This is a genomic window from Salipiger bermudensis, assembly GCF_019801965.1.
Taxonomy (GTDB): domain Bacteria; phylum Pseudomonadota; class Alphaproteobacteria; order Rhodobacterales; family Rhodobacteraceae; genus Salipiger; species Salipiger bermudensis_A.
Map to the genome: position 1 here is coordinate 1 of NZ_JAHVIA010000015.1, position 24,151 is coordinate 24,151.

The window sequence follows — 24,151 nt, forward strand, 5'->3', positions numbered from 1 at the left end:
AAGCTGGTGTTCTTGATCTTGGTCGGCCGGGCCATCCAGTCGAGCCGCTGCGCCTCGTCGGCCCAGAACCCCTCCGGGTCGCTGATCGAGCGGGCATACATCTCGTCGTATTTCGCAGCGTCAACATGCGCGTTGGACACGAAATCGGATGACGGCGGGTAGGGTGCGGACATGGGGGTCTCCTCCTCCTCGGAATTCGATGCGCAAGGGAAGCGCGCCAAGGGAGGGATGGCAATAGGCATTTGGTGGAATGTTTCAGCAACCCGCGCTGAAATTTTGCACTTGTTACCCGGTCAAGGAGGCGGTAACGGCGCGGCGGGTCGGGCCCGCCGCGCGCAAGCCATTGAAATCGCGGCTCAGATGGCGAGATATTCGGCGCGCAGGCTTTCGTTCTCAAGCACCTCCGCAGCGGTGCCGTCAAACACGATCGAGCCGGTGTCGAGGATGATCGCCCGGTCGGCCAGCTGCAGCGCGCGCACCGCGTTCTGCTCCACCAGGATCGTCGTCATGCCCTGCTCCTTGACGTGGCGCAGGGTCTTCTCGATCTCGTCGACGATCACCGGGGCAAGACCTTCGTAGGGTTCGTCGAGCAGCAGCACCTTGATGTCGCGCGCCAGCGCCCGGGCGATGGCCAGCATCTGCTGCTCGCCGCCCGAGAGCGTCACCCCCTCCTGCTTGCGGCGCTCGCCGAGCCGCGGGAAGAGATCGTAGAGCCGCTCGAGCGACCAGCCGATCGGCGGCGCGATCTGCGCCAGCTGCAGGTTCTCCTCGACCGTCAGGCCGGGGATGATGCAGCGATCCTCGGGCACCAGCCCGAGCCCCGCGGCGGCGGCCTGGTACGAGGTCATCTTGTGCAGCGGCTGGTGATCGAGCCAGATCTCGCCGTGGTTCACCTGCGGGCTGTCCATGCGGGCGATGGAGCGCAGCGTCGTGGTCTTGCCGGCGCCGTTGCGGCCCAGAAGCGCGAGGATCTCGCCTTCGTGGACGTTGAAGTTGATGCCCTGCACGATGTAGCTCTCGCCGTAATAGGAGTGCATGTCCCACACCGAGAGGAAGGCCGGGGCGGTCTCGGCCTTGTTGCCGTGCTTGGAAAAATCCGGTCTGACGTTCATTCCCTGGTCTCCTTACGCATGCTCGCCCAGGTAGGCTTCCTGCACCTTGGGGTGGCCCTTGATCTTCTCCGGCACGTCCTCGACGAGGGGGGTGCCCTGCGCCAGCACGGTGATCCGGTCGGCGAGGCTGAACACCACGTGCATGTCATGCTCGATGATGCACATGGTGATGTCGCGGCTGGCCTTGATCTGCTTGAGCAGGTCGATGGTGTTGTTGGTGTCGGCCCGCGCCATGCCCGCCGTCGGCTCGTCGAGCAGCAGCAGCCGCGGCTCCTGCACCAGGCACATCGCCATCTCGAGCCGCCGCTTGTCGCCGCGCGACATCGACGCCGAGTGCATGTGCCGCTTGTCGAGCATGTTGACGTCTTCCAGCATCTGCTCGGCGCGCTCGCGCAGCGCGCGCTCGCTCTCGACCGACTCGATGGCGTGCAGGCGGAAGACCCCGTCGCGCTTGGCGAAGAGCGGGATCATCATGTTCTCCATCACCGTCAGGTCGCCGAAGATTTCCGGCGTCTGGAACACTCGGCTGATGCCCATCTGGTTGATCTCGAACGGTTTCCGCCCCAGTACCGACTGGCCGTCGAACATCACGGATCCGGTATCCGGGATCAGCTTGCCGACGAGGCAGTTGAGCAGCGTCGACTTGCCGGCGCCGTTCGGGCCGATGATCGCGTGCACGGTGTTTTCGACCACCGAGAGATTGACCTCGGACAGCGCCTTCAGCCCGCCGAAGCGCTTGTTGACGTCCTTGACTTCAAGAATGCCCATTCTCGCTCTCCTTATTCAGCGGGTTCGGTGCTGGCCGACTTGGCGTCGTCCTCGGCCGGTTTGCGGCGCAGGCGGCGCGAGATGCGCTGTCCGCCTTCGACCAGGCCACCGGGCAGGAAGATCACGATCAGCATGAACATCAGGCCCAGCGTCAGGTGCCAGCCCTTGCCCACGAAGGGGTGGATGATGGCGACCACGAAGTTCTCTAGCCCGTCGGGCAGGAAGGAAACCCAGGCATGCACGACCTGATCGTTGATCTTCGAGAAGATGTTCTCGAAATACTTGATGAAGCCCGCGCCCAGCACCGGCCCGATCAGGGTCCCTGCACCGCCGAGGATGGTCATCAGGACGACCTCGCCGGAGGCGGTCCACTGCATGCGCTCGGCGCCGGCGAGCGGGTCCATGCAGGCCAGCAGGCCGCCGGCGAGCCCGGCATACATGCCCGAGATCACGAAGGCCGCGAGCGTGTAGGGCCGCGCGTTGAGGCCGGTGTAGTAGAGCCGGTTCTGGTTCGACTTGATGGCGCGCAGCATCATCCCGAAGGGCGAGCGGAAGATGCGGATCGCGACGTAGAACGAGATCAGCATGATGATCGCGGCGACGTAGTAGCCGACCGAGAACTGGAATGCCCAGGGGCCGATGTTGAGGGTCTCGAAGCTGCGCATCTCGAGGCCGAAGAGGTTGGTCACCGGGATGCCGCCATCGGCGGTGGCCGAGACGCCGAGGATGCGCGGATCGTCGAGGGTGATCTGCAGGCCGGTCTCGCCATTGGTGATCGGGGTGAGCACCGAGTAGGCGAGGTTGTAGCTCATCTGCGCGAAAGCCAGCGTGAGGATCGAGAAGTAGATCCCCGAGCGGCGCAGGCTGACATAGCCGATCACCACCGCGAACAGGCCCGAGACGATCATCGACAGCAGGATCGCCGGGATGACGTTCATGCTCAGCAGCTTGAACATCCACACCGCGGCATAGGAGCCCACGCCGAGGAAGGCGGCGTGCCCGAAGCTGAGATAGCCGGTCAGGCCGAACAGGATGTTGAAGCCGATGGCGAGGATGCCGAAGATCACGAAGCGCTGCATCAGGTCGGGATAGCCCGCGTTGAACTGCGCCATGCCGCTATCGGTGGGGAAGGGGTTCAGGATGAAGGGTGCGAACAGCGCCATCACCGCGACGATCAGGAACAGGGTGAGGTCTTTTTTGCCGAGTCCGAACATGGGTCAGTCCTCCATCACGCCCTTGCGGCCCATCAGGCCCCTCGGACGGGTCAGCAGAATGATGATGGCGACGAGATAGATGATGATCTGGTCGATGCCGGGAAGGATCGACTTGATCTCGTTCATCGACGCGAAGCTCTCGAGAATGCCGAGAAGGAAGCCGGCGAGCACGGCGCCCGGAAGCGAGCCCATGCCGCCGACGACCACAACCACGAAACTCAGTACCAGAAAGTCCATGCCCATGTGGTAGTTTGGCGAGTTGATCGGGGCGTACATCACCCCGGCGAGGCCCGCCACGGCGGCGGCGAGGCCGAACATGATGGTGAAGCGGCGGTCGATGTTGATGCCCAGGAGGCCCACGGTCTCACGGTCGGCCATGCCGGCGCGGACCACCATGCCGAAGGTGGTGAACTGCAGGAAAGCGAAGACCGCGCCGATGATGATCGCGGCAAAGCCGAAATAGACCAAGCGCCAGTACGGATAGATGATCACGTTGGGATCGAAGCCCAGCATGGTGCCGAAATCGAACGAGCCGCGGAACACGTCGGGCGCCGGGGTCGGGATCGGGTTGGCGCCGAAGATCTGCTTGATGATCTCCTGCAGCACGATCGCGAGGCCGAAGGTCACGAGGATCTGGTCCGCGTGCGGGCGCTTGTAGAAATGCTTGATCAGGCCGCGCTCCATGATCACGCCGATCCCGATCATGATCGGGATCGAGAACAGGATCGCCAGCGGCACCGACCAGTCGATGATCGCGGCCCCGGTGACCTCGCCGAAGATGTCCTGCACGTAAGGCACGTCGACCTTCAGCGGGTTGCCGAGAAAGTCGGTGCGGGTCTCGTCGACGACCTGGTGCGAGAGGGTGAGCAGCCGGTTGAGGGTGACGGCGCAGAAGGCGCCGATCATGAACAGCGCGCCGTGGGCGAAGTTCACCACACCGAGCGTGCCGAAGATGAGCGTCAGACCAAGGGCGATCAGCGCGTAAGCCGATCCCTTGTCGAGCCCGTTCAGGATTTGAAGGATGATTGCGTCCATGATCCGTGGCCTTCGAGGTCAAAGAATGGGTGTGCGCTCCCGGCGGAAAGCCGGGAACGCTGGGGATACGCCGCTGACAACGCGATCAGCAGACGTATTCTGGTTTTTGGATCAGACGCCCGGGTTGCAGGAGCCGAGCGCGCCACCCGCGAACATCGGGTGATCGGCCGCGTATTCCACTTGGCCGCGCGGGGTGATCTCGACGACCTCGAGCAGGTCGAACTCCGAGGTCGGGTTCTCCTTGCCGCGCACCACGAGCACGTCTTTGAAGCACTGGTGGTCCTCGGCGCGGTAGAGGGTCGGGCCGTTGCCCAGCCCGTCGAACTCGTAGCCCTCGAGGGCTTCGGCCACGGCGCAGGGATCGAACGAGCCCGCACGCTGCACGGCATCGGCGTAGAGCAGGGTCTGCACGTAGCAGGTGTGCGCGGCCTGGCTCGGCGGGAAGCCGTACTTGGTGCCGAAGGACTTCACGAAGGCCTTGGTGCCCTCATCCTGCAGCGACCAGTGCCAGTTGGTCGAACCGAGAATGCCCTTGATGTTCTCACCGGCGCCGCGCGCCATCAGGCGCGAGAACAGCGGCACGACGATCTCGAAGTTCTTGCCGTTGGCCTGCTTCTCGCGAAGCCCGAACTGCACCGCGTTGGTGAGCGAGTTCACCATGTTGCCGCCGTAGTGGTTGAGCACCAGCACGTCGGCGCCCGAGTTCAGGACCGGCGCGATGTAGGACGAGAAATCGGTCTGGGCGAGCGGCGTCTTGACTGCCTCGACGGTCTCCCAGCCAAGCGCCTCGGTGGCCGCCTTGATCGACTCTTCCTGGGTCCAGCCCCAGGTGTAGTCGGCGGTCAGGTGATAGGCCTTGCGGTCCTTGCCATAGGCGTTGGCCAGCACCGGCGCCAGCGCCGCGCCCGACATGTAGGCATTGAAGAAGTGACGGAAGCCGTTGGCCTTCTTGTCCTTGCCGGTGGTGTCGTTGGAGTGGGTGAGGCCGGCCATGAAGATCACGCCGGCCTCCTGGCAGAGACCCTGCACGGCCACCGCCACACCGGAGGACGAGCCGCCGGTGATCATGATGGCGCCGTCCTTCTCGATCATCGACTTGGCCGAGGCCCGCGCCGCGTCCGACTTGGTCTGGGTGTCGCCGGTGACGTACTCGACCTTCTTGCCGAGGATGCCCGAGCCTTCCAGCGCCTTCGACGAGAAGGTCTGCAGCATGCCGCCATCGCCGCCGCCGTTCAGGTGCTCGACGGCGAGCTCGTAGGCGCGCAGCTCGTCGGCGCCCTCATCGGCATAGGGGCCGGTCTGCGGCACGTTGAAGCCCAGCGTCACCGAGCCGCCGGTGGGCTCGTTGGTGAAGGCGCGGGCCGACGAGGCGGTAAAGATCGTCGGCAGCGCGACACCGGCGCCGGCCACGGCACCCGTTCTCAGCACGCCACGGCGAGTCAGAGTCGTCTTGGACATGAAAATCCTCCCATTTTGTAAAAGTGCGCGGAAGGGCTCCTCTTCCCCTCGGCGCGTGCACCCCTGAGTGCAAATTCAGTATTTCTCGGTATAGGTAAACCGATCAACAACTGCCTTGTTGCGAACAATTTTTTTGTCAACGACTGAACAGTATATTAAGGTATTCTGTAAATGAATTTATGTTGCGGCGCAGAAAAGCGTTGAAAGAACAGGAAAAGGCCCCATGGCGCGCGACACGCTGACCGGCTCGCGAATCCGCGAAAGGCGGATAATCCTCGGAATGAAGCAGGCCGAGCTCGCGCGTCGCGTTGATATTTCCGCCTCCTATCTCAACCTGATCGAACACAACAGGCGCAGAATCGGCGGAAAATTGCTGCTCGATCTGGCGGAGATCCTGGGCGTCGAACCCTCGGTCCTGACCGAGGGCGCCGAGGCCACGCTGATCGGGGCGCTGCGCGAGGCGGCACTGCGCGAGGGCGAGGCCGGGGCGGAGCTCGACCGGCTCGACGAGTTTGCCGGGCGCTTCCCGGGCTGGGCGCGGCTGCTGGCCGAGAGCCGGGCGCGCATCGAGACGCTGGAGCGCAGCGTCGAGGCGCTGACCGACCGGCTGGCGCATGACCCGCACCTGGCCGATGCGCTGCACGAGATGCTCTCGACGGTGACCTCGATCCGCTCCACCGCCTCGATCCTTGCCGAGCCCGGCGAGATCGACCCGGACTGGCAGCGCCGCTTCCACCGCAACATCTATGAAGACAGCGCCCGGCTGGCCGAGAGCAGCCGCAGCCTCGCCTCCTATCTCGAGGCCGAGGGCAAGGCGGCGGCCGAGAGCGGCACCCCGCAAGAGGAGGTCGACGCGCTGTTCGAGGCGGCGCAGTATCACATCGCCCCGCTCGACGCGGGCGAGGCGGCCGACGCGGTGGCCGAGGATCTCGGGCGCGAACTCTCGCCGATCGCCCGGGCGCTGCTGCGCCGCGCCTTCCGGCGCTACGCCGAGGATGCCGCGATGATGCCGCTTGACAAGGTGCTCGAGGCGGTGGTGGTGACCGGCACTGACCCGCTGGCGCTGGCGCGGCGCTTCGGCACGGATCCGGCGCGCGCCATGCGCCGCCTCGCCACGCTGCCGGCGGATGCGCCCTGCGGCAGCGTCGGGCTGGCGATCTGCGATGCCTCGGGCGTCTTCACCTTCCGCAAGCCGCTGCCGGATTTCCCGATCCCGCGCTTTGGCGCCGACTGCCCGCTCTGGCCGCTCTTCGCGGCGCTCAGCCGGCCGATGTCGGTGCTGAGCCGGGTGCTGCAATCCGCCGGACGCCAGAGCGGTGCGGTCACCGCGATGGCCTTCGCCCAGCCCTCGGGGCCGCCGCAGGTCAACCGCGAGCCGGTGTTCGAGGCGCATATGATGATCGCGCCCGCGGGCCCACGCGGCGCCGAGACCCCTGAAGACGTGGGCATCACCTGCCGCATCTGCCCGCGCGCTGCCTGTCCGGCGCGCCGCGAGCCGTCGCTGCTGGGCGACGGTCTGGCGCAGGGCTTTTGATCTTTTGACACCCGCCGCCACATTGGCGATAAGTTTTTTACAGGGGGAGGACGGTTTTGGCTCGGGGAGGGCCAAGCTGCCCGGTGCGGGGAAGGGAACGTCATGTCGAAACGAGTGATGCTGATCGAGGATGAGCCGAATATCATCGAGGCGATCAGCTTCATCCTGTCGCGCGAGGGGCTGTCGGTGGAGACCCATTCCGACGGCACCACCGCCAATGACAAGCTGCGCGCCAGCACGCCCGACCTGCTGATCCTCGACGTCATGCTGCCCGGCAAGAGCGGCTACGACATCCTGCGCGAGCTGCGCGAGGAGGCCGGCACCGCCGATCTGCCGGTGCTGATGCTGACCGCGCGCGGCCAGTCGCGCGATCGTGAGATGGCCGAGCGCGCGGGCGTTTCCGCCTTCATGACCAAGCCCTTCTCCAACACCGAGATGCTCGAGCAGGTCCGCGCCCTGATGGCCGAGACCTCATGACGGAGGCCGGGCCGCCGCGCCGGGGCAAGCCCCCGGTGTTTCTCGAACGGCAGTCCTACCGCCGCCGCCGCGTGATCGACGCCGCGCGGGTGCTGCCCTTCATCGGCATGCTGCTCTGGCTGATCCCGCTGCTCTGGCGCGAGGATGGCGAGGTGGCGGTGCGCTCGTCGAGTGCCATCCTCTATCTCTTCGGCGTCTGGATCCTTCTGGTGGCCGGCGCCGGGCTGCTCTCGGCCAAGCTCGCGGCGCAGGCGCGCGACGGCGGTTCCGACGCGGAGGCCCGAGGCGGGGAGGCGTTTTGACCATGCTCAACACGCTGGTCTTCGTCGGCAGCGCCTACGCACTCTTCCTCTTCGCCGTGGCCTTCGCCGCCGAGCGCGCGGCGATGCGCGGACAGGCGCGCTGGCTGCGCTCTCCGATCGTCTACACGCTGTCGCTCTCGATCTACTGCACCGCCTGGACCTTCTACGGCGCCGTGGGCTCCGCCGTGCGCTCGGGCTTCGAATACCTGACGATCTATCTCGGCCCCTCGCTGGTCCTAATCGGCTGGTGGTGGATCCTGCGCAAGCTGGTGCGCATCGGGCGCAGCCAGCGCATCACCTCGGTGGCCGACCTGATCTCGTCGCGCTACGGCAAGTCCAACCTGCTGGCGGTGGGCGTGACCATTCTCGCGGTGGTCGGCACCACGCCCTATATCGCGCTGCAGCTGCAATCGGTGACGCTGAGCTTCGAGGTGTTCGGCGTCGGCGACATCGCCACCGGCGAGGAGCAGGGCCACACCGCGCTCTGGGTCGCCGCCGGTCTCGCGCTCTTCACGGTGATCTTCGGCACCCGCAACCTCGACGCCAACGAGCGCCACAACGGCGTCGTCATGGCGATCGCGGTCGAGGCGGTGGTCAAGCTCGCGGCGCTTCTGGCGGTGGGGGTGTTCGTGGTCTGGGGGCTTTCGGGAGGCGTCTCGGGGACGCTCGAGAAGATCGACGCCTCGAGCCTCGGCCAGTGGCAGATCGACGGCGGCCGCTGGGTCGGGCTGATGATGCTGTCGGCGGCGGCCTTCCTCTGCCTGCCGCGGATCTTCCAGGTGCTCGTGGTCGAGAACGAGAACGAGACCCACCTGCGCACCGCGAGCTGGGCCTTCCCGCTCTATCTCGGGCTGATGAGCCTCTTCGTGGTGCCGATCGCGGTGATCGGGCTCGAGATGCTGCCCGAGGGCTCCAACCCCGACCTCTTCGTGCTCACCGTGCCGCTGAGCCAGGGCCGCGACGGGCTGGCCGTCCTGTCCTTCCTCGGCGGCTTCAGCTCGGCCACCTCGATGGTCATCGTCGCCGCCATTGCGCTTTCGACCATGGTGTCGAACCACGTCGTCATGCCGCTCTGGCTGCGCTACGCCGGCGGCGGCGCCAAGGTCTCGGGCGACGTGCGCGGCGTGGTGCTGCTGGCGCGGCGGCTGTCGATCATCGGCGTGGTGATGCTGGGCTATCTCTACTATCGCCTGTCGGGCGGCGGCGCGGCGCTGGCCTCGATCGGCCTCGTCAGCTTTGCAGGGCTGGCGCAGATCCTGCCGGCGATGCTGGGGGGCATCTTCTGGCGCGGCGCCTCGCGGCTCGGGGCGCTGGTGGGGCTGACGCTGGGCTTCGGCTGTTGGGGTTACACGCTGTTCCTGCCGAGCTTCGGGGCGGGCGTCTTCCTGCCCGAGAGCTGGAGCACGGTGGGGCCCTTCGGCATCGGCTGGCTGCGCCCGCACGCGCTCTTCGGGATCGACGCCATCGACCCGCTGCTGCACGCGGTGTTCTGGTCTCTGGCGCTCAACACCGGCGGCTTCGTGCTGGCCTCGCTGGCGAGCTTCCCGGGCCCGCTCGAGCGCCTGCAGGGGGCGCAGTTCGTCAACGTCTTCGAGCATTCCGCCGCGCCGCGCAGCTGGACCGGCCGGGTGGCCCAGGCCGAGGATCTGATGATCATGGCGCAGCGCATCCTCGGCGCGCGCGACGCGCAGCGCCTGTTCGAGCGCGAGGCCCGTCGGCAGGGCATGGCAGGGACGCTGCCGGCACCGACGCCCAATTTCCTCGAGACGCTGGAGCGCGAGCTGGCGGGCTCGGTGGGCGCGGCCACGGCGCATGCGATGGTCGGGCAGATCGTCGGCGGCATGTCGGTCTCTGTCGAGGACCTGATGGCGGTGGCCGACGAGACGGCGCAGTTGATGGAATATTCCGCGCGGCTCGAGGCGCAGTCGCAGGAGCTGGCCCGCACCGCCGCGCAGCTGCGCGAGGCCAATGCCAAGCTGACCCGGCTCTCGGTGCAGAAGGATGCCTTCCTGAGCCAGATCAGCCACGAGCTGCGCACGCCGATGACCTCGATCCGGGCCTTCTCGGAGATCCTGCGCGACACCACCGGGCTGGCGCCGGAGGACCAGCACAAGTATTCCTCGATCATCCATGACGAGGCGATCCGGCTGACCCGCCTGCTCGACGATCTGCTTGATTTGTCGGTGCTCGAGAACGGCCAGGTCAACCTGAACCTGCGCGAGGGGCTGCTCTCGGACGTGCTCGACCGCGCGGTGGCCGCGGCGGCGGCGGACGAGCATGGCGCGCGGCTGCGCATCAGCCGCGATCCGGCGGCCGAGCAGGTCTGGCTCAACACCGATCTTGACCGGCTCAGCCAGGTCTTCATCAACCTCGTCGCCAATGCCCGGAAATATTGCGACGCCGCGCGTCCGGCGCTTGAGATCCGTGTCCACAGCAGCGACCGGCTGGTGATCGATTTCGTCGACAACGGCACCGGGATCTCGCCCGAGGCGCAGGACGTGATCTTCGAGAAATTCAGCCGGGTCAGCGACCAGAAGGCCGGCGGGGCAGGGCTCGGGCTGGCGATCTGCCGCCAGATCGTCACGCGTCTGGGCGGCGAGATCTCGTATCTGAAAGGGCAGGGCGGCGCGGCGTTCCGGGTGGTGCTGCCGGCGGATATCGCGATGGCCGCGGAGTAGGCCGCGGTCCGTGTTTCAGGGGCGCTTTAAAGCCCTTGGTAACCAAATCCCCCCATACACTTGGCAGAGTCCGCCCGAGAACAGGCTGCCCGCACGATGGGAGATCCCGCAAGACAGGATGAGGTTCTGGCCCAGAAGGCCAGCGCGGCCCGCCGCGCCCTCGAGGCGCGGTCGATGTCGCCCTCCAAGGCGCTGCGCCGGGCGCTGTCGCGCACCGCCGACGTGCTGTGGGATCTCGCCCTCGTGACCCACGGCGTCGCGCAGGCGCATCTCGATCAGGACGGGGTCGTTGCGGCGCTCGGCGGCGATGCGCTGCTGATCCTGCTCGACGGGCCCGATGGGGTTCCGGGCGTGGCCCGGATCGAGCGCCCGGTGATGACCGGGCTGATCGAGGTGCAGACCATCCTCCAGGTCACCCAGATGCCGGTCGAGGAGCGGCCGCTCACCCAGACCGACGCGGCGATGATGGCGCCGATGATCGACGGCGCGCTCGGGCGCTTCGAGCGCTATCTCGAGGAGCATCCCCTGCAGCCGCAGATCGCCGGGTTCCGCTTCGGCGCGATGGTCGAGGATGCCCGCACCGCCGGGCTGCTGCTCGATGCCTCGGGCTACCGTGCCTTCCGCGTTTCCGTCGATCTGGCGCTCGGGCGGCGCACCGGCGAGCTGGCGCTGTTCCTGCCCGACCGGCCGGAGCCCGAGAGCGCGGAAGACGCCGGCGCGCCCGGGCAGGAGGGGCCGCATGAGCAGAAGATGAAGCTCCTTCCAGTGCGCATGGATGCCGTGCTGCACCGGCTGGTGCTGCCGCTCTCCGCCGCCGAGCGGCTGCAGCCCGGCGATCTGATCCCGCTGCCAGCCGAAGCGCTCGACGGGGTCGAGCTGCTGGCGGGGGATGGCTCCGGCGTCGCGGGCGGGCGGCTGGGGCAGATCAACGGCATGCGCGCGGTGCGGCTGGCCTGGCCGGAGGGTGTCGGCCCACCGGATCTGCCGGAGGAGGGCAGCGCGGCGCCCGGGCCGCTGCTGTCGGAGGCTGCGGTCCCGGATGCGATGCAGCCGGCCGCGGCGCCATTCCCCGAGCCGGAGATGGATATTGCCGAAGACCTGCCGGACCTGCCGCCGATGGAGTTCGACAGTGGCGATTTCGATACCGGTGACATCGGCACCGGGGAGTTCGGCGGCGATTTCGGCACGGATTTCAGCGGGGAATTCGCCTCCGGTGAGGAGGCAGAGGAAGGCGGCGGGGCGGAGTTCGATTTCGCCGCCGCGCCGCTTGAGCTCGATGAGGAGTGAGCCGTGCTCAGCCCTTCTGGGCGGCCAGCGTCTCGAGCGTCGGGCGGATGCCCTCGAGCTGGTAGCCGGCCTTGGCGGTGGTGGCGAGGATCTCGTCCACCGGCAGCTCGCCGGCCTTGCCCATCGCCCAGACGATCGAGCAGCGCGTGCCCGAGCGGCAATAGGCCAGCACCGGGCCCTCGGCCTTGGCAAGAAGCTCCGCCTGCCGGGTCACCTGGTCGAGGGTCAGGCCCTCGTTGGTGACCGGGATATAGGCAAAGTCCAGCCCCGCCTCGCGCGCGGCCTCTTCCATCGCCCGATGAGACAGTTCCGGCGGAACCTCCTCGTCGGGGCGGTTGCAGATCACGAGCGTGACGCCCGCATCGGCGGCGGCCTGCATGTCTTCGAGCGCGATCTGGGGCGCGACGGAATAGCCGGGAGTGAGTTCGATCATAGCCATGCTGGCGATATCACTCGGCAGGAACGGCTTTGTCCAGACGTGATCTTACGAAAGGCGCCACAACCATTCCGGTGAGCATGGCTGCCACGAAAACATACAGACCGCTGCCGCCGAAACTTAGCGCCGCGATCGACGGCCCAGGGCACAGGCCGGCGAGGCCCCAGCCGATGCCGAACAGCACCGAGCCGAGGATCAGCTTGCGATCGATTTCGCGCGAGGGGGCAGGGGGCAGCGGCACGCCGAGCACCGAGCTCTGGCGCTTGCGGGCCACCAGCCAGGCGATGGCCATCGGGATCATCGCGCCGCCCATGACGAAGGCGAGCGTCGGGTCCCAGGCGCCGAACACGTCGAGCCAGCCCTGCACCTTGGAGGTGTCGGTCATGCCCGAGATGAACAGGCCGCCGCCGAACAGGCCGCCCGCGATGAAGGAGAAGACAAGTCGGAGCATCTCAGATCACTCCCAGGAGGTGGCGGAAGATCAGCACGCCGACGCCGCCGGCGAAGATGTAGCAGATGGTGGCGACGAAGCCGCGCAACGACAGGCGCGACATGCCGCAGACCCCGTGGCCCGAGGTGCAGCCATTGGCCAGACGGGTGCCGAGACCGACCAGCAATCCGGCGGCGACCAGCACGGCGGTGTTGTCGGTGATGTGCGGGTCGACCTCGCGGTAGACCGGCATCAGCAGCACCGGCAGCAGCACGACGCCGGCGAGAAACACCAGCCGTTCCCATTTCAGGTTGCCGGCGCTGCCGTCGACCAGCGAGCCGATGATGCCCGAGGCGCCCATGATGCGCCCGTTGAAGAGCAGATAGACCGCCCCGCCGGTGCCGATCAGCAGGCCCCCGATCAGGCCCCAGATCCAGTCCTGTTCCATGTTGCGCGTTTCCTTCGTGTTCGTGCGTGGTGTCTTGCGTGTGTCGTGGAGGGAAAGAGAAGGCGCCCCCGGTTCGCGACGGGGGCGCCATATTGCAGACGGGCTCCGGATCAGAGCTTGTTGACCGGCACCTTGAGGAAGACATCGCCCTTCTCGTCGGCCGGCGGCATCTGGCCGGCGCGCATATTGACCTGCAGCGACGGGATGATCAGCTTCGGCATCGCCAGCGTGGCATCGCGGCTGTCGCGCATCTTGACGAATTCCTCGGCCGACTTGCCTTCGCCCACGTGGATGTTGAGCGCCTTCTGCTCGCCCACGGTGGTCTCCCAGGCGTATTCGTCGCGGCCCGGGGCCTTGTAGTCATGGCCCACGAAGATACGGGTCTCGTCGGGCAGCGACAGGATCTTCTGGATCGAGTTGTAGAGCGTTTCCGACGAGCCGCCGGGGAAGTCGCAGCGGGCGGTGCCGAAATCCGGCATGAACAGCGTGTCGCCGACGAAGGCGGCATCGCCGATGACATAGGTCAGGCAGGCCGGGGTGTGGCCGGGCGTGTGCAGCACGTCGCCGCGCAGCTGCCCGATGTGGAAGCTGTCGCCCTCCTCGAAGAGCCGGTCGAACTGCGAGCCGTCACGCTGGAACTCGGTGCCCTCGTTGAACACCTTGCCGAAGGTGTCCTGCACCACAGTGATGCGCTCGCCGATGCCGATCTTGCCGCCCACTTCCTGCTGGATGTAGGGCGCGGCGGAGAGGTGGTCGGCGTGGACGTGGCTCTCGAGCAGCCATTCGACCTTGAGATCGTGCTCCTTGACGAAGGCGATGATGGCATCCGCCGAGCGGGTGTCGGTGCGGCCCGAGGAATAATCGAAGTCGAGCACGGAATCGACCACGGCGCAGGACGACCCGGACGGATCGCGCACGACGTAGGAGATCGTGTTGGTGGCTTCGTCGAAGAATGCGGTGACGTCTGGTGAGATCATGGGATGGTCCTCCGTTTCGCAAATCACATAGGTAAACGTGAATATGTTTGCAAGGATTCTTTCGCGATTGACCTGCGTCAAGGCGATCACCTGCCGATGGTCTCATCACTATACTCGGAGGAGGCCGCGGGATCGTCATCATGTCGCACGAAAAATACAGAATCATGTTATGCAACAGGCTCGAGGAGCTGGGCGCACGGCTGGAGGAGATCGAGACGACGCTCGATGCGCCGCGCCCGAAAGACTGGGATGACAGCGCGACCGAACGCGAGGGCGACGAGGTGCTCGAGCGGCTGGGCAGCAGCGGCCAGGCTGAGATCGCGCGTATCCGCGCGGCGCTGCGCCGCATCGAAGACGACGAGTACGGGGTTTGCGTGAATTGCGGGGAGCCGATCCCGGAAGGGCGGCTCGATCTGTTGCCGGATGCGGCGCTGTGCACGCGCTGTGCCGCGCAGGTGCATCCCTAGGCCGGGCCACTCCCGGGAGCCATGAGGAGGATTGAGACCATGATCGAAGCGCTGAAGAACCGGATTGTCGAACTCGAGAAAGCCATCCGCGAGGCCGAGGCCTCGGCCGATGCGACCGCGCAGAAGGAGCTGCTCGAGGATCTCGAGCGCCATATCGAAGAGCTGGAAGCGCGCGGTGGCAAGGTGCCCGCCGAAGCGCTGCATCTCGTCCGCCCCGATGGCGACAGTGAGGTCGAGGATCAGTTCGACAACATGCCGATCTGAACGGCCCCGGTTTCCAACCTTGCCATGAGTCGCCGTTTCCCGTCTAATAAGCGCAGATCGCGCATATAAGCGCGGCGGGCAGAGGCGCCGGCAAACGGGCCGGCAGGCAAGGACGGGCAGATGTCAGAAGCGCGGGATGCGATCGGGTATTCGGTCAGCGACGGAGTCGTGTGGATCACCATCTCGAGCCCGCCGACCAATGCGCTCGTCCACGATCTGCGCGCGGCGCTGCTCGCCGCTTTCGACAAGGCCACCGCCGAGGATGCGTCCGCGATCGTGCTGCAAGGCGCGGGGGCGACCTTCGCCGCCGGTGCCGACCTCTCCGAGATCGACAAGGCCGATGTCGCGCCGACGCTCTCCGACCTGTGCAACCGCATCGAGGCCAGCCCGCTGCCGGTGGTGGCGGCGCTGCACGGCACGGTGCTGGGTGGCGGGGCCGAGCTAGCCCTAGCGGCGCATTACCGTGTGGCCGAGGCCGGCACCCGCATCGGCTTTCCCGAGGTCAAGCTGGGCCTGATGCCCGCCGGCGGCGCGACGCAGCGCCTGCCGCGGCTCCTTGGGGCGGCGCACGCGCTCGAGATGCTGCTCACCGGCGGCCCTTTCGACATCGAGACCGGGCCCGCGGACGGCCTTGCCGACCTGGTGGTCGACGAAGACCTGCCGGGCGCGGCCGCCGATCTCGTCGCGGCGGTGCGCGAGGAAGGGGGCGCGACGCGCCCGACCTCCGAGATCCGCCGCGGCTTCCTGGATCCCAGGGGCTACCAGCAGGCGGTGGCCGAACGGCGCGAGGCGCTCTCCGGGGCGCCCGAGCTTGCCCCGCGCGAGATCGTCGCGGCGGTCGAGGCGGCGATCCTGCTGCCCTTCGAGGCCGGGCTCGCCTTCGAGGCCGATGCCGGCGAGACCTGCCGCAGCTCCGAGCAATCCCGCGCCCTGCGCGCCGCCTTCGTGGCCGAACACCGGGCGCGGCGTCTCGATCTGCCGGAAGGGGCGCCGCTGCCGGAGCTCAAGCGCATCGCCGTGCTCGGCGGTGGCCCGCTGGCGATCCAGCTGGTCTTTGCCGCGCTGGTCCGCGGCATCGCGGTGCAGTGGGGCACCCGGGATCCGGCGGCGCTGCGCGAGGGGGTGCCGCGTCTGCGCGACGTGTTCGACGGCTTCGTCAGCCGCGGCGCGATCAGCGAGGACGACGCGCTCGACCGGCTCGCCGACCTGCGCATCGGGGACAGCGCGGCGATGGCAGAGGGCGTCGAGATGATCGTGCATGCGGCGCGCGGGCAGGGCGACGTGCCCGCGCCCGAGGGCATTCCGCGGGTCTCCGCCTTCCCGGGGAAGGTGCGCCAGCTCGGCCTGCGCTTTGCGCCGCCGATCCACGCCGCCCCGCTGATCGAGGTGATCGTCGGTCCGGCGGCGATGCCTGCCCAGATCGTCGCGGCCCGGGCGCTGGCGCGCGCCCTCGACAAGATCCCGGTGCGGGTGCAGTCGCGGGGCGAGAGCATCGCGTCACGGCTGTTCGCGGCCTGCCAGCGCGCCGCCGAGGCGCTGGTCGATCTCGGCCAACACCCCTGCGAGATCGACCGTGCCTTCCGCGACTGGGGCTGGCAGCGGCCACCGTTCCAGACCGCCGACATGCGCGGGCTGGAAGAGCTCGCCAAGCGGCCCCGTGCCAAGGGCGCGCGCAACTGGTCCGAGATCCTGGTTGGCGATCAGCGCCTTGGCCGGGCCGCCGGGCGCGGCTTCTATCTCTGGCAGGGCCAGCCTTCCCTGCCGGTCGAGGATGACACGCTGACGGCGCTGCTCGATGCGGAGCGGCCGCCGGCTGCGGCCATGCCGCACGAGCAGATGCGCCGGCTGGTCTTCGGGGCGATGGCCAACGAGGGCGCACGGATGCTGGCCGCGAAGATGGCGCAGCGCCCCTCCGACATCGATGTCGTGGCGACGCTCGCGCTCGACCTGCCGCGCTGGCGCGGCGGCCCGATGCACTTGGTGGGGGTCTATGGCCTGCTCTCGGTGCGGCGTGCGATGGACGGGCTCGACCATCCGGACCGCGCCTTCTGGACGCCGGAGCCGGTGTTCGACGAGTTGATCAAGAACGGCCGCAGCTTCGAGGCGCTGAACGGCTGAGCCGCCGGCCCGGACCGCATCTCAAGAACAGGGGGGAGGGGGCGGGGCCGCTCAGCCCAGGAAGATGCCCATGATGACCATCATCAGCCCAAGCACCGAGAACAGCAGCGCGCCCATGTTGAGCGGCACGACCTTGCGCACGACCTCGCGCAGCGCCTCGTCGTCGAGCCCCTTGCGGCGCGCGCCCCAGACCCGCGCAATGCAGAACAGCAGGCCCAGAAGCCCCAGCACCGAGATCAGCGCACCCAGCCAGATCAGCCATTCCATCGCGATCGTCCTTCACTCCCGGAAAACCCGGCCTGCGGTAATCCATCGCGTGGCCTGTCGCAACCCCTTGATGGTCGCGCGCGGGCTGGAGTAATCAGGGCGCCATACCGGCAGGAGACACAACCGATGCAAGACGAAGGTTCGAGCAACAGCTACGGCGTCGCGGCAGGCGAGCTGCGCAGCTTCATAGAACGCTACGAGCGCCTCGAGGCGGAAAAGAAAGAGGTCGCCGACCAGCAGAAAGAGGTCATGGCCGAGGCCAAGGGCCGCGGCTACGACGTCAAGGTGCTGCGCAAGGTGATCGCCCTGCGCAAGCGCGACAAGGACGACATCGCCGAAGAAGAGGCGGTGCTCGAGATGTACAAGGCCGCGCTCGGCATGGAATGAGCCCGCCGCCCGTCACGGGCCGCGGATGCAGAGATCCGCAGGGGCGCCACCACGTCCCTGCGCCCTCGGGCAGGCCGGCTGACGCCGCTGCCAGGCGCATGGCAGACCGCTGCGCGTGTCGTCCCGAGACCACGCCCTGGCTTCTTCTGGCTGAAAATATCCCGGGGTGAATTGGCGCTCCGCGCCAAGAGGGGCAGCGCCCCTTCCCCCCCGGCGGTTGCGCAGCGCCCTCAGGGCGTGAGCAGCCGCACCCCCGGCATCTGGCCGATCTGCCAGACATCCTCGTCGTAGAGCTCGGTCAGCATGTCGACATAGGCCGCGTCCCAGCCCGGCAGGTCGAGCTCTTCCTCGATCGCCTCGTCGAGCGCGTACTTGTCGAGAAACGCCGTCATCACCCGGCGCTTCTGCGCTTCGTTGACGCTCGGGTTCTCCTTGAGGAAGGCGCGGAAGCGCCGCATGCCCTCGGGGTTGATGATCTCCGAGAACACGTCGAACGAGCCGATGATCTTGCGCTCCAGCGGGATGCCCGCCATCTCGCGCAGGATCTGGCCCCAGATCAGCGGCGTGTCCTCGTTGCACCAGACCGTCACCGACATCCCCGGCACCGCCTCGCGGATGCGGCGGATCAGGTCCGACCAGCGCAGGTGCATCGGGTCGGTGCCGGCAAGGAACTCGTCGAAGCTGCCATGCGGCGTCGCCCGGTAGACCGCCGGCAGGAAGGTAGCGAAATCGCGCAGCCCGAGGAAGATGCCGATGCGGTCGCCGGGAAACAGCTTCTGCATCCCCTGCAGCCGCTGCTCGAGCTTGCGGTAGAGCCGCCCGCCCGCCAGCGCCAGCTTCGGCACCGCGAGCAGGTTCTCGTGGCTGAGGCAAAGCCGCGAGACGGTCTCGGGATCCTCGGTGAGCATGGTGTCGAGCAGCACCTCGCGGGCCTCCGGCGCCGGTGAGCCGTCGCCGAGCCCGTTCAGCGCGTCCGAAAGCAGCGCCCGGTAGCGGGACGGGCCGGGAATCGCCACGCCCGCCTTGCGGAAATCGTCGGCGTTGCGCAGCAGCCCCTTGAGCAGGCGGTCCTCATCCGTGGCGTGGACGCCTATATGGAGACTGATCTGCATGGCCTGCTCTTTTGAAACGCGCGTTGCCGGACTATAAGCGCTTTCGCGCCGAGTAAAACCGCATTCCCCGAGCACCGGAACCGGAGACCGAGATGAGCCTGGCAGATCACAGCGCCTCCAAGACCCAGCGCGCGCTGCGCTGGCCCAGCCCGTGGTCGGCGGGCGCCGTGCTGATCGCCGCCATCGTGCTGGGGCCGATCCTCGCGGTGCTCTGGATTGCCGCCTTCCCGGCCGAGAACATCTGGCCGCATCTCGTCTCGACGACGCTGCCGCGCTACCTCGGCAACACGCTGGTGCTGATGTTCGGGGTGGGGGTGCTGGCGGGCTGCGCCGGCTCGGGCGCTGCCTGGCTGATCGCGCGCTACGAGTTTCCCTTGCGGCGCTGGCTGGAATACCTGCTGCTGCTGCCGCTTGCGATCCCGGCCTATGTCGGCGCCTATGCGCTGGTCGACCTGCTGGAATATGCCGGCCCGGTGCAGACGGCCTTGCGCGGCCTCATCGGCTGGCAGACCGCGCGCGATTACTGGTTCCCCGAGATCCGCTCCATGGGCGCCGCCATCGTGGTGCTGGCGGCGGCGCTCTATCCTTACGTCTACCTGCTGGCGCGCAATGCCTTCCGCGAGCAATCCGCCTCCTCCGACGAGGTGGCGCAATCGCTGGGCGCCGGCGTTATGGGGCGGTTCTGGCGCGTCGGCCTGCCGCTGGCGCGACCCGCCATCGCCGCGGGCGTGGCCATCGTGATGATGGAATCGGTCAATGATTTCGGCACGGTCGACTATTTCGCCGTGCAGACGCTGACCACCGGCATCTTCTCGGTCTGGCTGCAGAGCAACAATGCCGGCGGCGCGGCGCAGATCGCCTCGACGGTGCTGGCGCTGGTGATCCTCCTGGTGCTGCTCGAGAAGAGCTCGCGCCGCCGCATGCGTTTTTTCAACCTCTCGACCCGCCACCGCCCGGTCGAGCGCAAGCCGCTGCCAGGCCGCGGGGCCTGGCTCGCGACGCTGGCCTGCGCCATCCCCTTCCTGATGGGCTTCGTGCTGCCCGCCGGGGTGATCCTGCACCACGCCCTGAAGAATGCCGAGAACTGGGCCGACCCGCGGCTCTGGCAAGCCGGGCTGCACACGCTCACGGTCTGCGGCCTCGCGGCGGTGCTGACGGTGCTGGGGGGGGTGTTCCTGGTCTACGGTGTGCGGCTCTCGGGCAAGGCGCTGCCGCGGCTGCTGCTGCCGGTGACCACCATCGGCTACGCCGCTCCCGGCGCGGTGCTGGGCGTTGGCATCCTGATCCCGCTGGCGGGGCTCGATCACGCGCTGGCCGATGGGGTCGAGGCGCTGACCGGCGTCGATATCGGCCTCGTGCTGACCGGCTCCGCCTTCGCGCTGGTGCTGGCCTATTTCGTGCGTTTCTTCGCCATCGCGCAGGGCGCCGCGGATGCTGCGATGGGCCGGGTCTCGCCCAACCTCGCGCTGGCGGCGCGCTCGCTGGGGCGCAGCCAGGGCCAGACCCTGGCCGAGGTCTACTACCCGCTGATCCGCGCCTCGGTCGCTTCGGCGCTGCTGCTGGTCTTCGTGGACTGCGTCAAGGAGCTGCCTGCGACGCTGCTGCTGCGCCCGTTCAACTACGAGACCCTGGCCACGCGGGTGCACGAGCAGGCCTCGCTGGAGAACCTCGGCGGCGCCGCCCCGGCGGCAATGCTGGTGATCGCGGTGGGGCTGGCGGCGGTGGGTCTTCTGGCCCGTGCCAACCGCTAGATATCGCTTGCACCCACCCCGCCCGCTGGCATATCCCTTGCGCCACGGTGCCCCTATAGCTCAGCTGGTAGAGCAACTGATTTGTAATCAGTAGGTCCGCGGTTCGAGTCCGTGTGGGGGCACCATTGTCAAGCTCGAAAATCCAAGGAATACAGGTTTTCCTGAGCTTTCCAGCGGCCTTGCCCCACAAAACTGCCACACAGAGTGTCCCACACGCTTAGCAGCGCGGCCTGAGTGCGCGTGCCGTTCAGACATGCAGGAGCTGCTCCCGCCCCAGGGAGTGCCAGCATGGAGTTGACCCGTTGCTGGCGCCAATATCACTCTGTGCGAGCTACGATTGACTGAGATGTCAGATCGTAGCGATATAGGTGAAGCTGGCCTTGTTCGATGAGTTTGGCGGCACGGGCGACATGTTCCGGCAAGACAAAGAACCATTCTTTGGGGAACACCTTCTTGCCGAAGCGGTCCAAAACAAAGAGTTCACCTGGACGTGCGTCGGCAAAGAACCGGTGCAGGAGGTTCTCGACCTTGGCGCGGGCCAGGTTCTTCAAATCGAACGTAGCCACAATCTCGACGGGGGCCAGCAGGAAGGTCGGATCGTTTCGGGCATCGGCGACACGACGGGCAACATCCTGAGACGTCACTCCGATCTTATGCAGGATCATGCGCTGAGACTGGATCTCAGGCTGGGTCGATCGAGATCGGGCCACGTAAATCGTGCCAGACAGCTCCAGTCGATCGGATTCCCATTCAGGATCCAGGGGCCCGAGCCCAACCTTCTCGACCATGCGAGCGGTCTTGTCATCGTTCAGCGATTTGCGGAAGGATGACATCAGCGGGTCGCTTTCCATCCCGTTCGAGAAGATCACGCGCAGGCGGTGATCCCGTGCACCACCGCGCGCCGTCATCTCGGACTTCTCGGCGATCATCGCCAGCAAGCCGTTGCGGATGAAAAAGTCTCCTTCGATCGGTTCGATCACCGCCCATTTCTTGACGGGCAGGGCCTTGCGCTCACCGGTCTCCAAGGCCTGTTGAACCGCTTCAAACCGCTCCTTGAAGGCATCGAAGTCGGTGCACGGAACGAACTCGGCGCGGTGGTCCGGAAGGTTCCTCTCGGCCGACGGCGTGCTGTGCTTCAGCGTGACCAGAGAAGCGTCGACATCAAGGTCGTCGTCATCGAAGATGTCGTCCAGGCTGGACGGGACATCGCTCTCTTCCGGTTCATCGCGCCATGAGCGGGGGGCAGGTGGCTCCAGGGCTTCCAGCAGGCCCAGATGGTCCTCGGCGCGCATCTGCTCGGTCGGTGCCTGCCGGACACTCTCCCAGATCGACCCCAGCCGCATTTCGTCATGGTCAAAGGCGTCAGGGTCCGGCAGCCGACCATGCATGTCCTGGAATGCCATGACGTCCCGCAAAGCCTGCAAGCCTCTGTCCTGTGCCGCTCCTCCGCCACCGGCGCGCGGCTTCACGTTGAGAAGGCCGAATTCGTCGTCTTCGGCAAAGATCTCGTCGAGCGTCGGTCGTACCATTAGAGCGCCCCTTCGCGCATGCGCTTCGCTTTCTCGGCTTTGAGCCAGGCGAGAGCCTCGGCCATCCGCTTCTCAAGTGGGTCGGCCGAATGCGGATTGGGTTCCCGCTTCTCGATCGCCCGGAACGCCTTGATCTTGGGCCACAGGGTACGAGCCTCATCTGCGGTCATGCTGACCCGCATGGCAACCATCGCAGACTGCACATGCGCGAGAAGGTCCGCGTCCAGGGACTTCGACGCCACCTCGAACCGTTCGCGGAAAGTGTTGACGCTGTCGATCAACTCCACGTCGATGTCGCGGACGTTGATGAACTTCTTGACCATCTGCAGCAGCGTGTTGGGGGCACTTGCACCGTCGTCATCCTCATCAGATGCATCTCCGGATCCCGAACCGCTCTCGTTCGACGTCTTGCCCGCTTCGAACCCGGTCTGTTCCTTCTCGCCAAAGCCCTTCTGCTCGGCACGACGCGCCAGCGTCATCAGGTTCATGTGGGCTGCGAGGTGCTGGCGAACGGACTCCGCTTCCTCATCACCCAGGGTCTCGTAGCGCTTCTCGATGATCTCCGAGAGCACCATCTGCGTGGCCACCTCCGGCGCCGTCTCAGGCGACAGGACGCGGCGGTCCATCTCCTGGTAGGCGGTGGCCATGAGGTCGTGCATGTCCTGCTCGCAGATGTCCCGTGCGCGGTCGGTGGGCGGCTCAATCAGTCCCTTGATGCCGATGGTGACAGTGCCGTCCTCATCCACCTTGGCAGAGTCGCGCAGGTCACCATCCTCGCGGCGGTAGAACTTGAAGTTCGGCGCCAGCACCTGCTCCATCAGCAGCGAGCCGGAGATGGCCTTCAGCATGTCGTTCACGGCGTCTGTCACCAGACCCGTCTCCACGCCCGGTTCGGCCACCAGGTTGGTGAACAGGGCGCGTGGCTTGCCCGGAGCGTCCCGGGTGGCGCGGCCGATGATCTGCACGATCTCCGTCAGCGAGGACCGGTAGCCGATGGTCAGCGCGTGTTCGCACCACACCCAGTCAAAGCCTTCCTTGGCCATGCCGAGCGCGATGATGATGTCGACCTTTGCGCGGTCGGCCTCGTCATCCCGCTTGCCGTCCGGCCCCTTGATCTCGCGCGACAGCGCGGCCTTGACGATGTCCCGACCGGGGCCGTCGTCCACCAGATCCGCGACCTTCAGCACGCGGCCATCGGGGCGGCGCACCAGGTCGAAGCCGGTCTCCGGGTCACGCCCCTCGATCTCGCCGAGGAAGTCCATGATCCGCCCGACCTCGTTGTACTTGTCGTCGAAGGCCTCCGACGATCCACGGTGCGGTATGTGGATGATGGTCTTCTTGTCGGGGTCCAGAACCCCGTCCAGACCGTTGGTGTAGTTGCCCTTGTAGAACTCGTAGTTGATTCCCAGCGCCTTGAGGAACTCGTAGCCTTCAAGCTGCTCGTAGTAGCTGTAGGTGACCTTGTTGAACTGGTCCTCGTCCTCGGGGCGCAACACAGGGTCGCTGTCGCCGCGGAAGTAGCTGCCGGTCATCGCCATCACGTGGCAGCCCGCGCGGGTCACCAGGCTGCGCAGGATCACCCCCAGGCGGTTGTTGTCCGAGGCAGAGACATGGTGGAATTCGTCGATGGCGATAAAGCAGTCGTCGAACGTCTCGATGCCCTTCTTCGCCGCCACGGAGTCGAACCCGAAGCGGAAGGTCGCGTGGGTGCAGACCAGCACCTTTGCGTCGTTCTCCATGAACGCCTCGAAGGCCTTCACCTTCTGGCTCTCGGCGTCATCGCCGGTCAGGCAGAGGTTCCATTTGTCCTCGACCTCCCAATCCGCCTCGAAGCCGTAGCTGGTCAGGTCTGTCGAACGGAACGATCCCCCGATCGAGGTTTCGGGCACGCAGACGATGGTCTTGCGCAGGCCTTGGTGGCGCATCTTGTCCAGCGCGATGAACATCAGCGCGCGGCTTTTCCCGGCGGCGGGGGGCGCCTTCAGCAGCAGGAACTGCGCGGCGCGGGCGTCATAGGCGCGGGCCTGCATGACCCGCTGCCCCAGCGCGTTGGTTGTCGATTTTGAGCGCCCGAAGGTCACATTCACCATCTCTACCACT

General features: G+C 66.9%; 24 protein-coding genes and 1 tRNA gene. 11 read left to right on the plus strand and 14 right to left on the minus strand.

Translation table 11 applies throughout. The features are described from left to right. From KUV62_RS22110 to KUV62_RS22135, 6 genes are all read right to left on the minus strand, one after another. Positions 1–173, minus strand: a 173-nt coding sequence (locus KUV62_RS22110; protein ID WP_222605953.1) for an acetyl-coenzyme A synthetase N-terminal domain-containing protein, incomplete at its 3' end; no start/stop codon positions are given. Positions 174–356: 183 nt separating this feature from the next. Then, positions 357–1,112 (minus strand): ABC transporter ATP-binding protein, encoded by a 756-nt coding sequence (locus tag KUV62_RS22115; protein ID WP_222605931.1) that lies wholly within the window; start codon positions 1,110–1,112, stop codon positions 357–359. A 12-nt stretch (positions 1,113–1,124) separates the two neighbouring features. After that, positions 1,125–1,880: an ABC transporter ATP-binding protein gene (locus KUV62_RS22120; RefSeq protein WP_222605932.1), complete on the minus strand. Its 756-nt coding sequence runs from the start codon at positions 1,878–1,880 to the stop codon at positions 1,125–1,127. Positions 1,881–1,891: 11 nt separating this feature from the next. Then, the gene (locus KUV62_RS22125; protein ID WP_222605933.1) at positions 1,892–3,094 is read right to left on the minus strand and encodes a branched-chain amino acid ABC transporter permease; all 1,203 of its coding nucleotides are present in this window, start codon (positions 3,092–3,094) and stop codon (positions 1,892–1,894) included. 3 nt (positions 3,095–3,097) lie between these two features. After that, on the minus strand, positions 3,098–4,129 hold the full coding sequence (locus KUV62_RS22130) for a branched-chain amino acid ABC transporter permease (protein WP_222605934.1): 1,032 nt from the start codon (positions 4,127–4,129) through the stop codon (positions 3,098–3,100). A 111-nt stretch (positions 4,130–4,240) separates the two neighbouring features. Next, positions 4,241–5,587, minus strand: coding sequence for a substrate-binding protein (locus KUV62_RS22135; RefSeq protein WP_222605935.1), 1,347 nt, complete (start codon positions 5,585–5,587; stop codon positions 4,241–4,243). A gap of 223 nt (positions 5,588–5,810) precedes the next feature. Between KUV62_RS22135 and KUV62_RS22140 the strand changes: the two genes are divergently transcribed. The 5 genes from KUV62_RS22140 (at position 5,811) to KUV62_RS22160 (ending at position 11,865) form a co-directional block, all read left to right on the plus strand. Then, positions 5,811–7,121 (plus strand): helix-turn-helix domain-containing protein, encoded by a 1,311-nt coding sequence (locus KUV62_RS22140; protein ID WP_222605936.1) that lies wholly within the window; start codon positions 5,811–5,813, stop codon positions 7,119–7,121. Between the two features lie 102 nt (positions 7,122–7,223). Next, on the plus strand, positions 7,224–7,598 hold the full coding sequence (locus KUV62_RS22145; RefSeq protein WP_222605937.1) for a response regulator transcription factor: 375 nt from the start codon (positions 7,224–7,226) through the stop codon (positions 7,596–7,598). After that, complete coding sequence (locus KUV62_RS22150; RefSeq protein WP_222605938.1) at positions 7,595–7,900, plus strand: hypothetical protein; 306 nt, start codon at positions 7,595–7,597, stop codon at positions 7,898–7,900. The genes KUV62_RS22145 and KUV62_RS22150 overlap by 4 nt, the downstream gene beginning before the upstream one ends. Beyond that, positions 7,897–10,578 (plus strand): ATP-binding protein, encoded by a 2,682-nt coding sequence (locus KUV62_RS22155; protein ID WP_410000887.1) that lies wholly within the window; start codon positions 7,897–7,899, stop codon positions 10,576–10,578. Before KUV62_RS22150 ends, KUV62_RS22155 begins: the two co-directional genes overlap by 4 nt. A gap of 96 nt (positions 10,579–10,674) precedes the next feature. Then, a complete protein-coding gene (locus KUV62_RS22160) occupies positions 10,675–11,865 on the plus strand; it encodes a FliM/FliN family flagellar motor switch protein (protein WP_222605939.1) in 1,191 nt (396 codons plus the stop codon). Positions 11,866–11,872: 7 nt separating this feature from the next. On the opposite strand, the gene KUV62_RS22165 is transcribed toward KUV62_RS22160, so the two are convergent. From KUV62_RS22165 to KUV62_RS22180, 4 genes are all read right to left on the minus strand, one after another. Beyond that, entirely contained in the window at positions 11,873–12,298 is a 426-nt protein-coding gene (locus tag KUV62_RS22165; protein WP_410000889.1) for a TIGR01244 family sulfur transferase, read from the minus strand. 16 nt (positions 12,299–12,314) lie between these two features. Beyond that, positions 12,315–12,752, minus strand: coding sequence for a DUF6691 family protein (locus KUV62_RS22170; RefSeq protein WP_222605941.1), 438 nt, complete (start codon positions 12,750–12,752; stop codon positions 12,315–12,317). Between the two features lies 1 nt (position 12,753). Next, the gene (locus KUV62_RS22175; protein WP_222605942.1) at positions 12,754–13,179 is read right to left on the minus strand and encodes a YeeE/YedE family protein; all 426 of its coding nucleotides are present in this window, start codon (positions 13,177–13,179) and stop codon (positions 12,754–12,756) included. A 110-nt stretch (positions 13,180–13,289) separates the two neighbouring features. Further along, positions 13,290–14,153 carry an MBL fold metallo-hydrolase gene (locus KUV62_RS22180; RefSeq protein WP_222605955.1) on the minus strand — a complete coding sequence of 288 codons (864 nt, stop codon included), beginning with the start codon at positions 14,151–14,153 and terminating at the stop codon, positions 13,290–13,292. 143 nt (positions 14,154–14,296) lie between these two features. On the opposite strand from KUV62_RS22180, the gene KUV62_RS22185 reads away from it, so the two are divergent. From KUV62_RS22185 to KUV62_RS22195, 3 genes are all read left to right on the plus strand, one after another. Beyond that, positions 14,297–14,623 (plus strand): TraR/DksA family transcriptional regulator, encoded by a 327-nt coding sequence (locus tag KUV62_RS22185; RefSeq protein WP_222605943.1) that lies wholly within the window; start codon positions 14,297–14,299, stop codon positions 14,621–14,623. 39 nt (positions 14,624–14,662) lie between these two features. Then, positions 14,663–14,887, plus strand: a complete 225-nt coding sequence (locus KUV62_RS22190) for a hypothetical protein (RefSeq protein ID WP_222605944.1) — start codon at positions 14,663–14,665, stop codon at positions 14,885–14,887. A 120-nt stretch (positions 14,888–15,007) separates the two neighbouring features. Continuing rightward, positions 15,008–17,005: an enoyl-CoA hydratase-related protein gene (locus tag KUV62_RS22195; RefSeq protein ID WP_222605945.1), complete on the plus strand. Its 1,998-nt coding sequence runs from the start codon at positions 15,008–15,010 to the stop codon at positions 17,003–17,005. 51 nt (positions 17,006–17,056) lie between these two features. Here KUV62_RS22195 and KUV62_RS22200 read toward each other — a convergent pair whose 3' ends face one another. Next, positions 17,057–17,272 (minus strand): hypothetical protein, encoded by a 216-nt coding sequence (locus KUV62_RS22200; RefSeq protein ID WP_007797836.1) that lies wholly within the window; start codon positions 17,270–17,272, stop codon positions 17,057–17,059. A 126-nt stretch (positions 17,273–17,398) separates the two neighbouring features. Here KUV62_RS22200 and KUV62_RS22205 point away from each other — a divergent pair, with 126 nt between their 5' ends. Beyond that, positions 17,399–17,659, plus strand: coding sequence for a DUF2312 domain-containing protein (locus KUV62_RS22205; RefSeq protein WP_007797838.1), 261 nt, complete (start codon positions 17,399–17,401; stop codon positions 17,657–17,659). Between the two features lie 230 nt (positions 17,660–17,889). On the opposite strand, the gene KUV62_RS22210 is transcribed toward KUV62_RS22205, so the two are convergent. Beyond that, the gene (locus KUV62_RS22210; RefSeq protein WP_222605946.1) at positions 17,890–18,771 is read right to left on the minus strand and encodes a hypothetical protein; all 882 of its coding nucleotides are present in this window, start codon (positions 18,769–18,771) and stop codon (positions 17,890–17,892) included. Positions 18,772–18,863: 92 nt separating this feature from the next. Between KUV62_RS22210 and KUV62_RS22215 the strand changes: the two genes are divergently transcribed. Together KUV62_RS22215 and KUV62_RS22220 are read left to right on the plus strand one after the other, a co-directional pair. Beyond that, positions 18,864–20,522, plus strand: coding sequence for an ABC transporter permease (locus tag KUV62_RS22215; RefSeq protein WP_222605947.1), 1,659 nt, complete (start codon positions 18,864–18,866; stop codon positions 20,520–20,522). A gap of 49 nt (positions 20,523–20,571) precedes the next feature. After that, a tRNA-Thr gene (locus tag KUV62_RS22220) sits at positions 20,572–20,647 on the plus strand. A 192-nt stretch (positions 20,648–20,839) separates the two neighbouring features. Here KUV62_RS22220 and KUV62_RS22225 read toward each other — a convergent pair. Beyond that, a complete protein-coding gene (locus tag KUV62_RS22225; RefSeq protein ID WP_222605948.1) occupies positions 20,840–22,051 on the minus strand; it encodes a GIY-YIG nuclease family protein in 1,212 nt (403 codons plus the stop codon). Further along, positions 22,051–24,150 (minus strand): DEAD/DEAH box helicase, encoded by a 2,100-nt coding sequence (locus KUV62_RS22230; RefSeq protein ID WP_410000888.1) that lies wholly within the window; start codon positions 24,148–24,150, stop codon positions 22,051–22,053. The genes KUV62_RS22225 and KUV62_RS22230 overlap by 1 nt, the downstream gene beginning before the upstream one ends. Between the last annotated feature and the right edge of the window lies 1 nt (position 24,151).

Bases quoted from the DNA above. Each gene is read 5' to 3' on its own strand.
- KUV62_RS22115 (WP_222605931.1), bottom strand. From the start codon at position 1,112: ATGAACGTCAGACCGGATTTTTCCAAGCACGGCAACAAGGCCGAGACC.
- KUV62_RS22120 (WP_222605932.1), bottom strand. From the start codon at position 1,880: ATGGGCATTCTTGAAGTCAAGGACGTCAACAAGCGCTTCGGCGGGCTG.
- KUV62_RS22125 (WP_222605933.1), bottom strand. From the start codon at position 3,094: ATGTTCGGACTCGGCAAAAAAGACCTCACCCTGTTCCTGATCGTCGCG.
- KUV62_RS22130 (WP_222605934.1), bottom strand. From the start codon at position 4,129: ATGGACGCAATCATCCTTCAAATCCTGAACGGGCTCGACAAGGGATCG.
- KUV62_RS22135 (WP_222605935.1), bottom strand. From the start codon at position 5,587: ATGTCCAAGACGACTCTGACTCGCCGTGGCGTGCTGAGAACGGGTGCC.
- KUV62_RS22140 (WP_222605936.1), top strand. From the start codon at position 5,811: ATGGCGCGCGACACGCTGACCGGCTCGCGAATCCGCGAAAGGCGGATA.
- KUV62_RS22145 (WP_222605937.1), top strand. From the start codon at position 7,224: ATGTCGAAACGAGTGATGCTGATCGAGGATGAGCCGAATATCATCGAG.
- KUV62_RS22150 (WP_222605938.1), top strand. From the start codon at position 7,595: ATGACGGAGGCCGGGCCGCCGCGCCGGGGCAAGCCCCCGGTGTTTCTC.
- KUV62_RS22160 (WP_222605939.1), top strand. From the start codon at position 10,675: ATGGGAGATCCCGCAAGACAGGATGAGGTTCTGGCCCAGAAGGCCAGC.
- KUV62_RS22165 (WP_410000889.1), bottom strand. From the start codon at position 12,298: ATGATCGAACTCACTCCCGGCTATTCCGTCGCGCCCCAGATCGCGCTC.
- KUV62_RS22170 (WP_222605941.1), bottom strand. From the start codon at position 12,752: ATGCTCCGACTTGTCTTCTCCTTCATCGCGGGCGGCCTGTTCGGCGGC.
- KUV62_RS22175 (WP_222605942.1), bottom strand. From the start codon at position 13,179: ATGGAACAGGACTGGATCTGGGGCCTGATCGGGGGCCTGCTGATCGGC.
- KUV62_RS22185 (WP_222605943.1), top strand. From the start codon at position 14,297: ATGTCGCACGAAAAATACAGAATCATGTTATGCAACAGGCTCGAGGAG.
- KUV62_RS22190 (WP_222605944.1), top strand. From the start codon at position 14,663: ATGATCGAAGCGCTGAAGAACCGGATTGTCGAACTCGAGAAAGCCATC.
- KUV62_RS22195 (WP_222605945.1), top strand. From the start codon at position 15,008: ATGTCAGAAGCGCGGGATGCGATCGGGTATTCGGTCAGCGACGGAGTC.
- KUV62_RS22200 (WP_007797836.1), bottom strand. From the start codon at position 17,272: ATGGAATGGCTGATCTGGCTGGGTGCGCTGATCTCGGTGCTGGGGCTT.
- KUV62_RS22205 (WP_007797838.1), top strand. From the start codon at position 17,399: ATGCAAGACGAAGGTTCGAGCAACAGCTACGGCGTCGCGGCAGGCGAG.
- KUV62_RS22210 (WP_222605946.1), bottom strand. From the start codon at position 18,771: ATGCAGATCAGTCTCCATATAGGCGTCCACGCCACGGATGAGGACCGC.
- KUV62_RS22215 (WP_222605947.1), top strand. From the start codon at position 18,864: ATGAGCCTGGCAGATCACAGCGCCTCCAAGACCCAGCGCGCGCTGCGC.
- KUV62_RS22225 (WP_222605948.1), bottom strand. From the start codon at position 22,051: ATGGTACGACCGACGCTCGACGAGATCTTTGCCGAAGACGACGAATTC.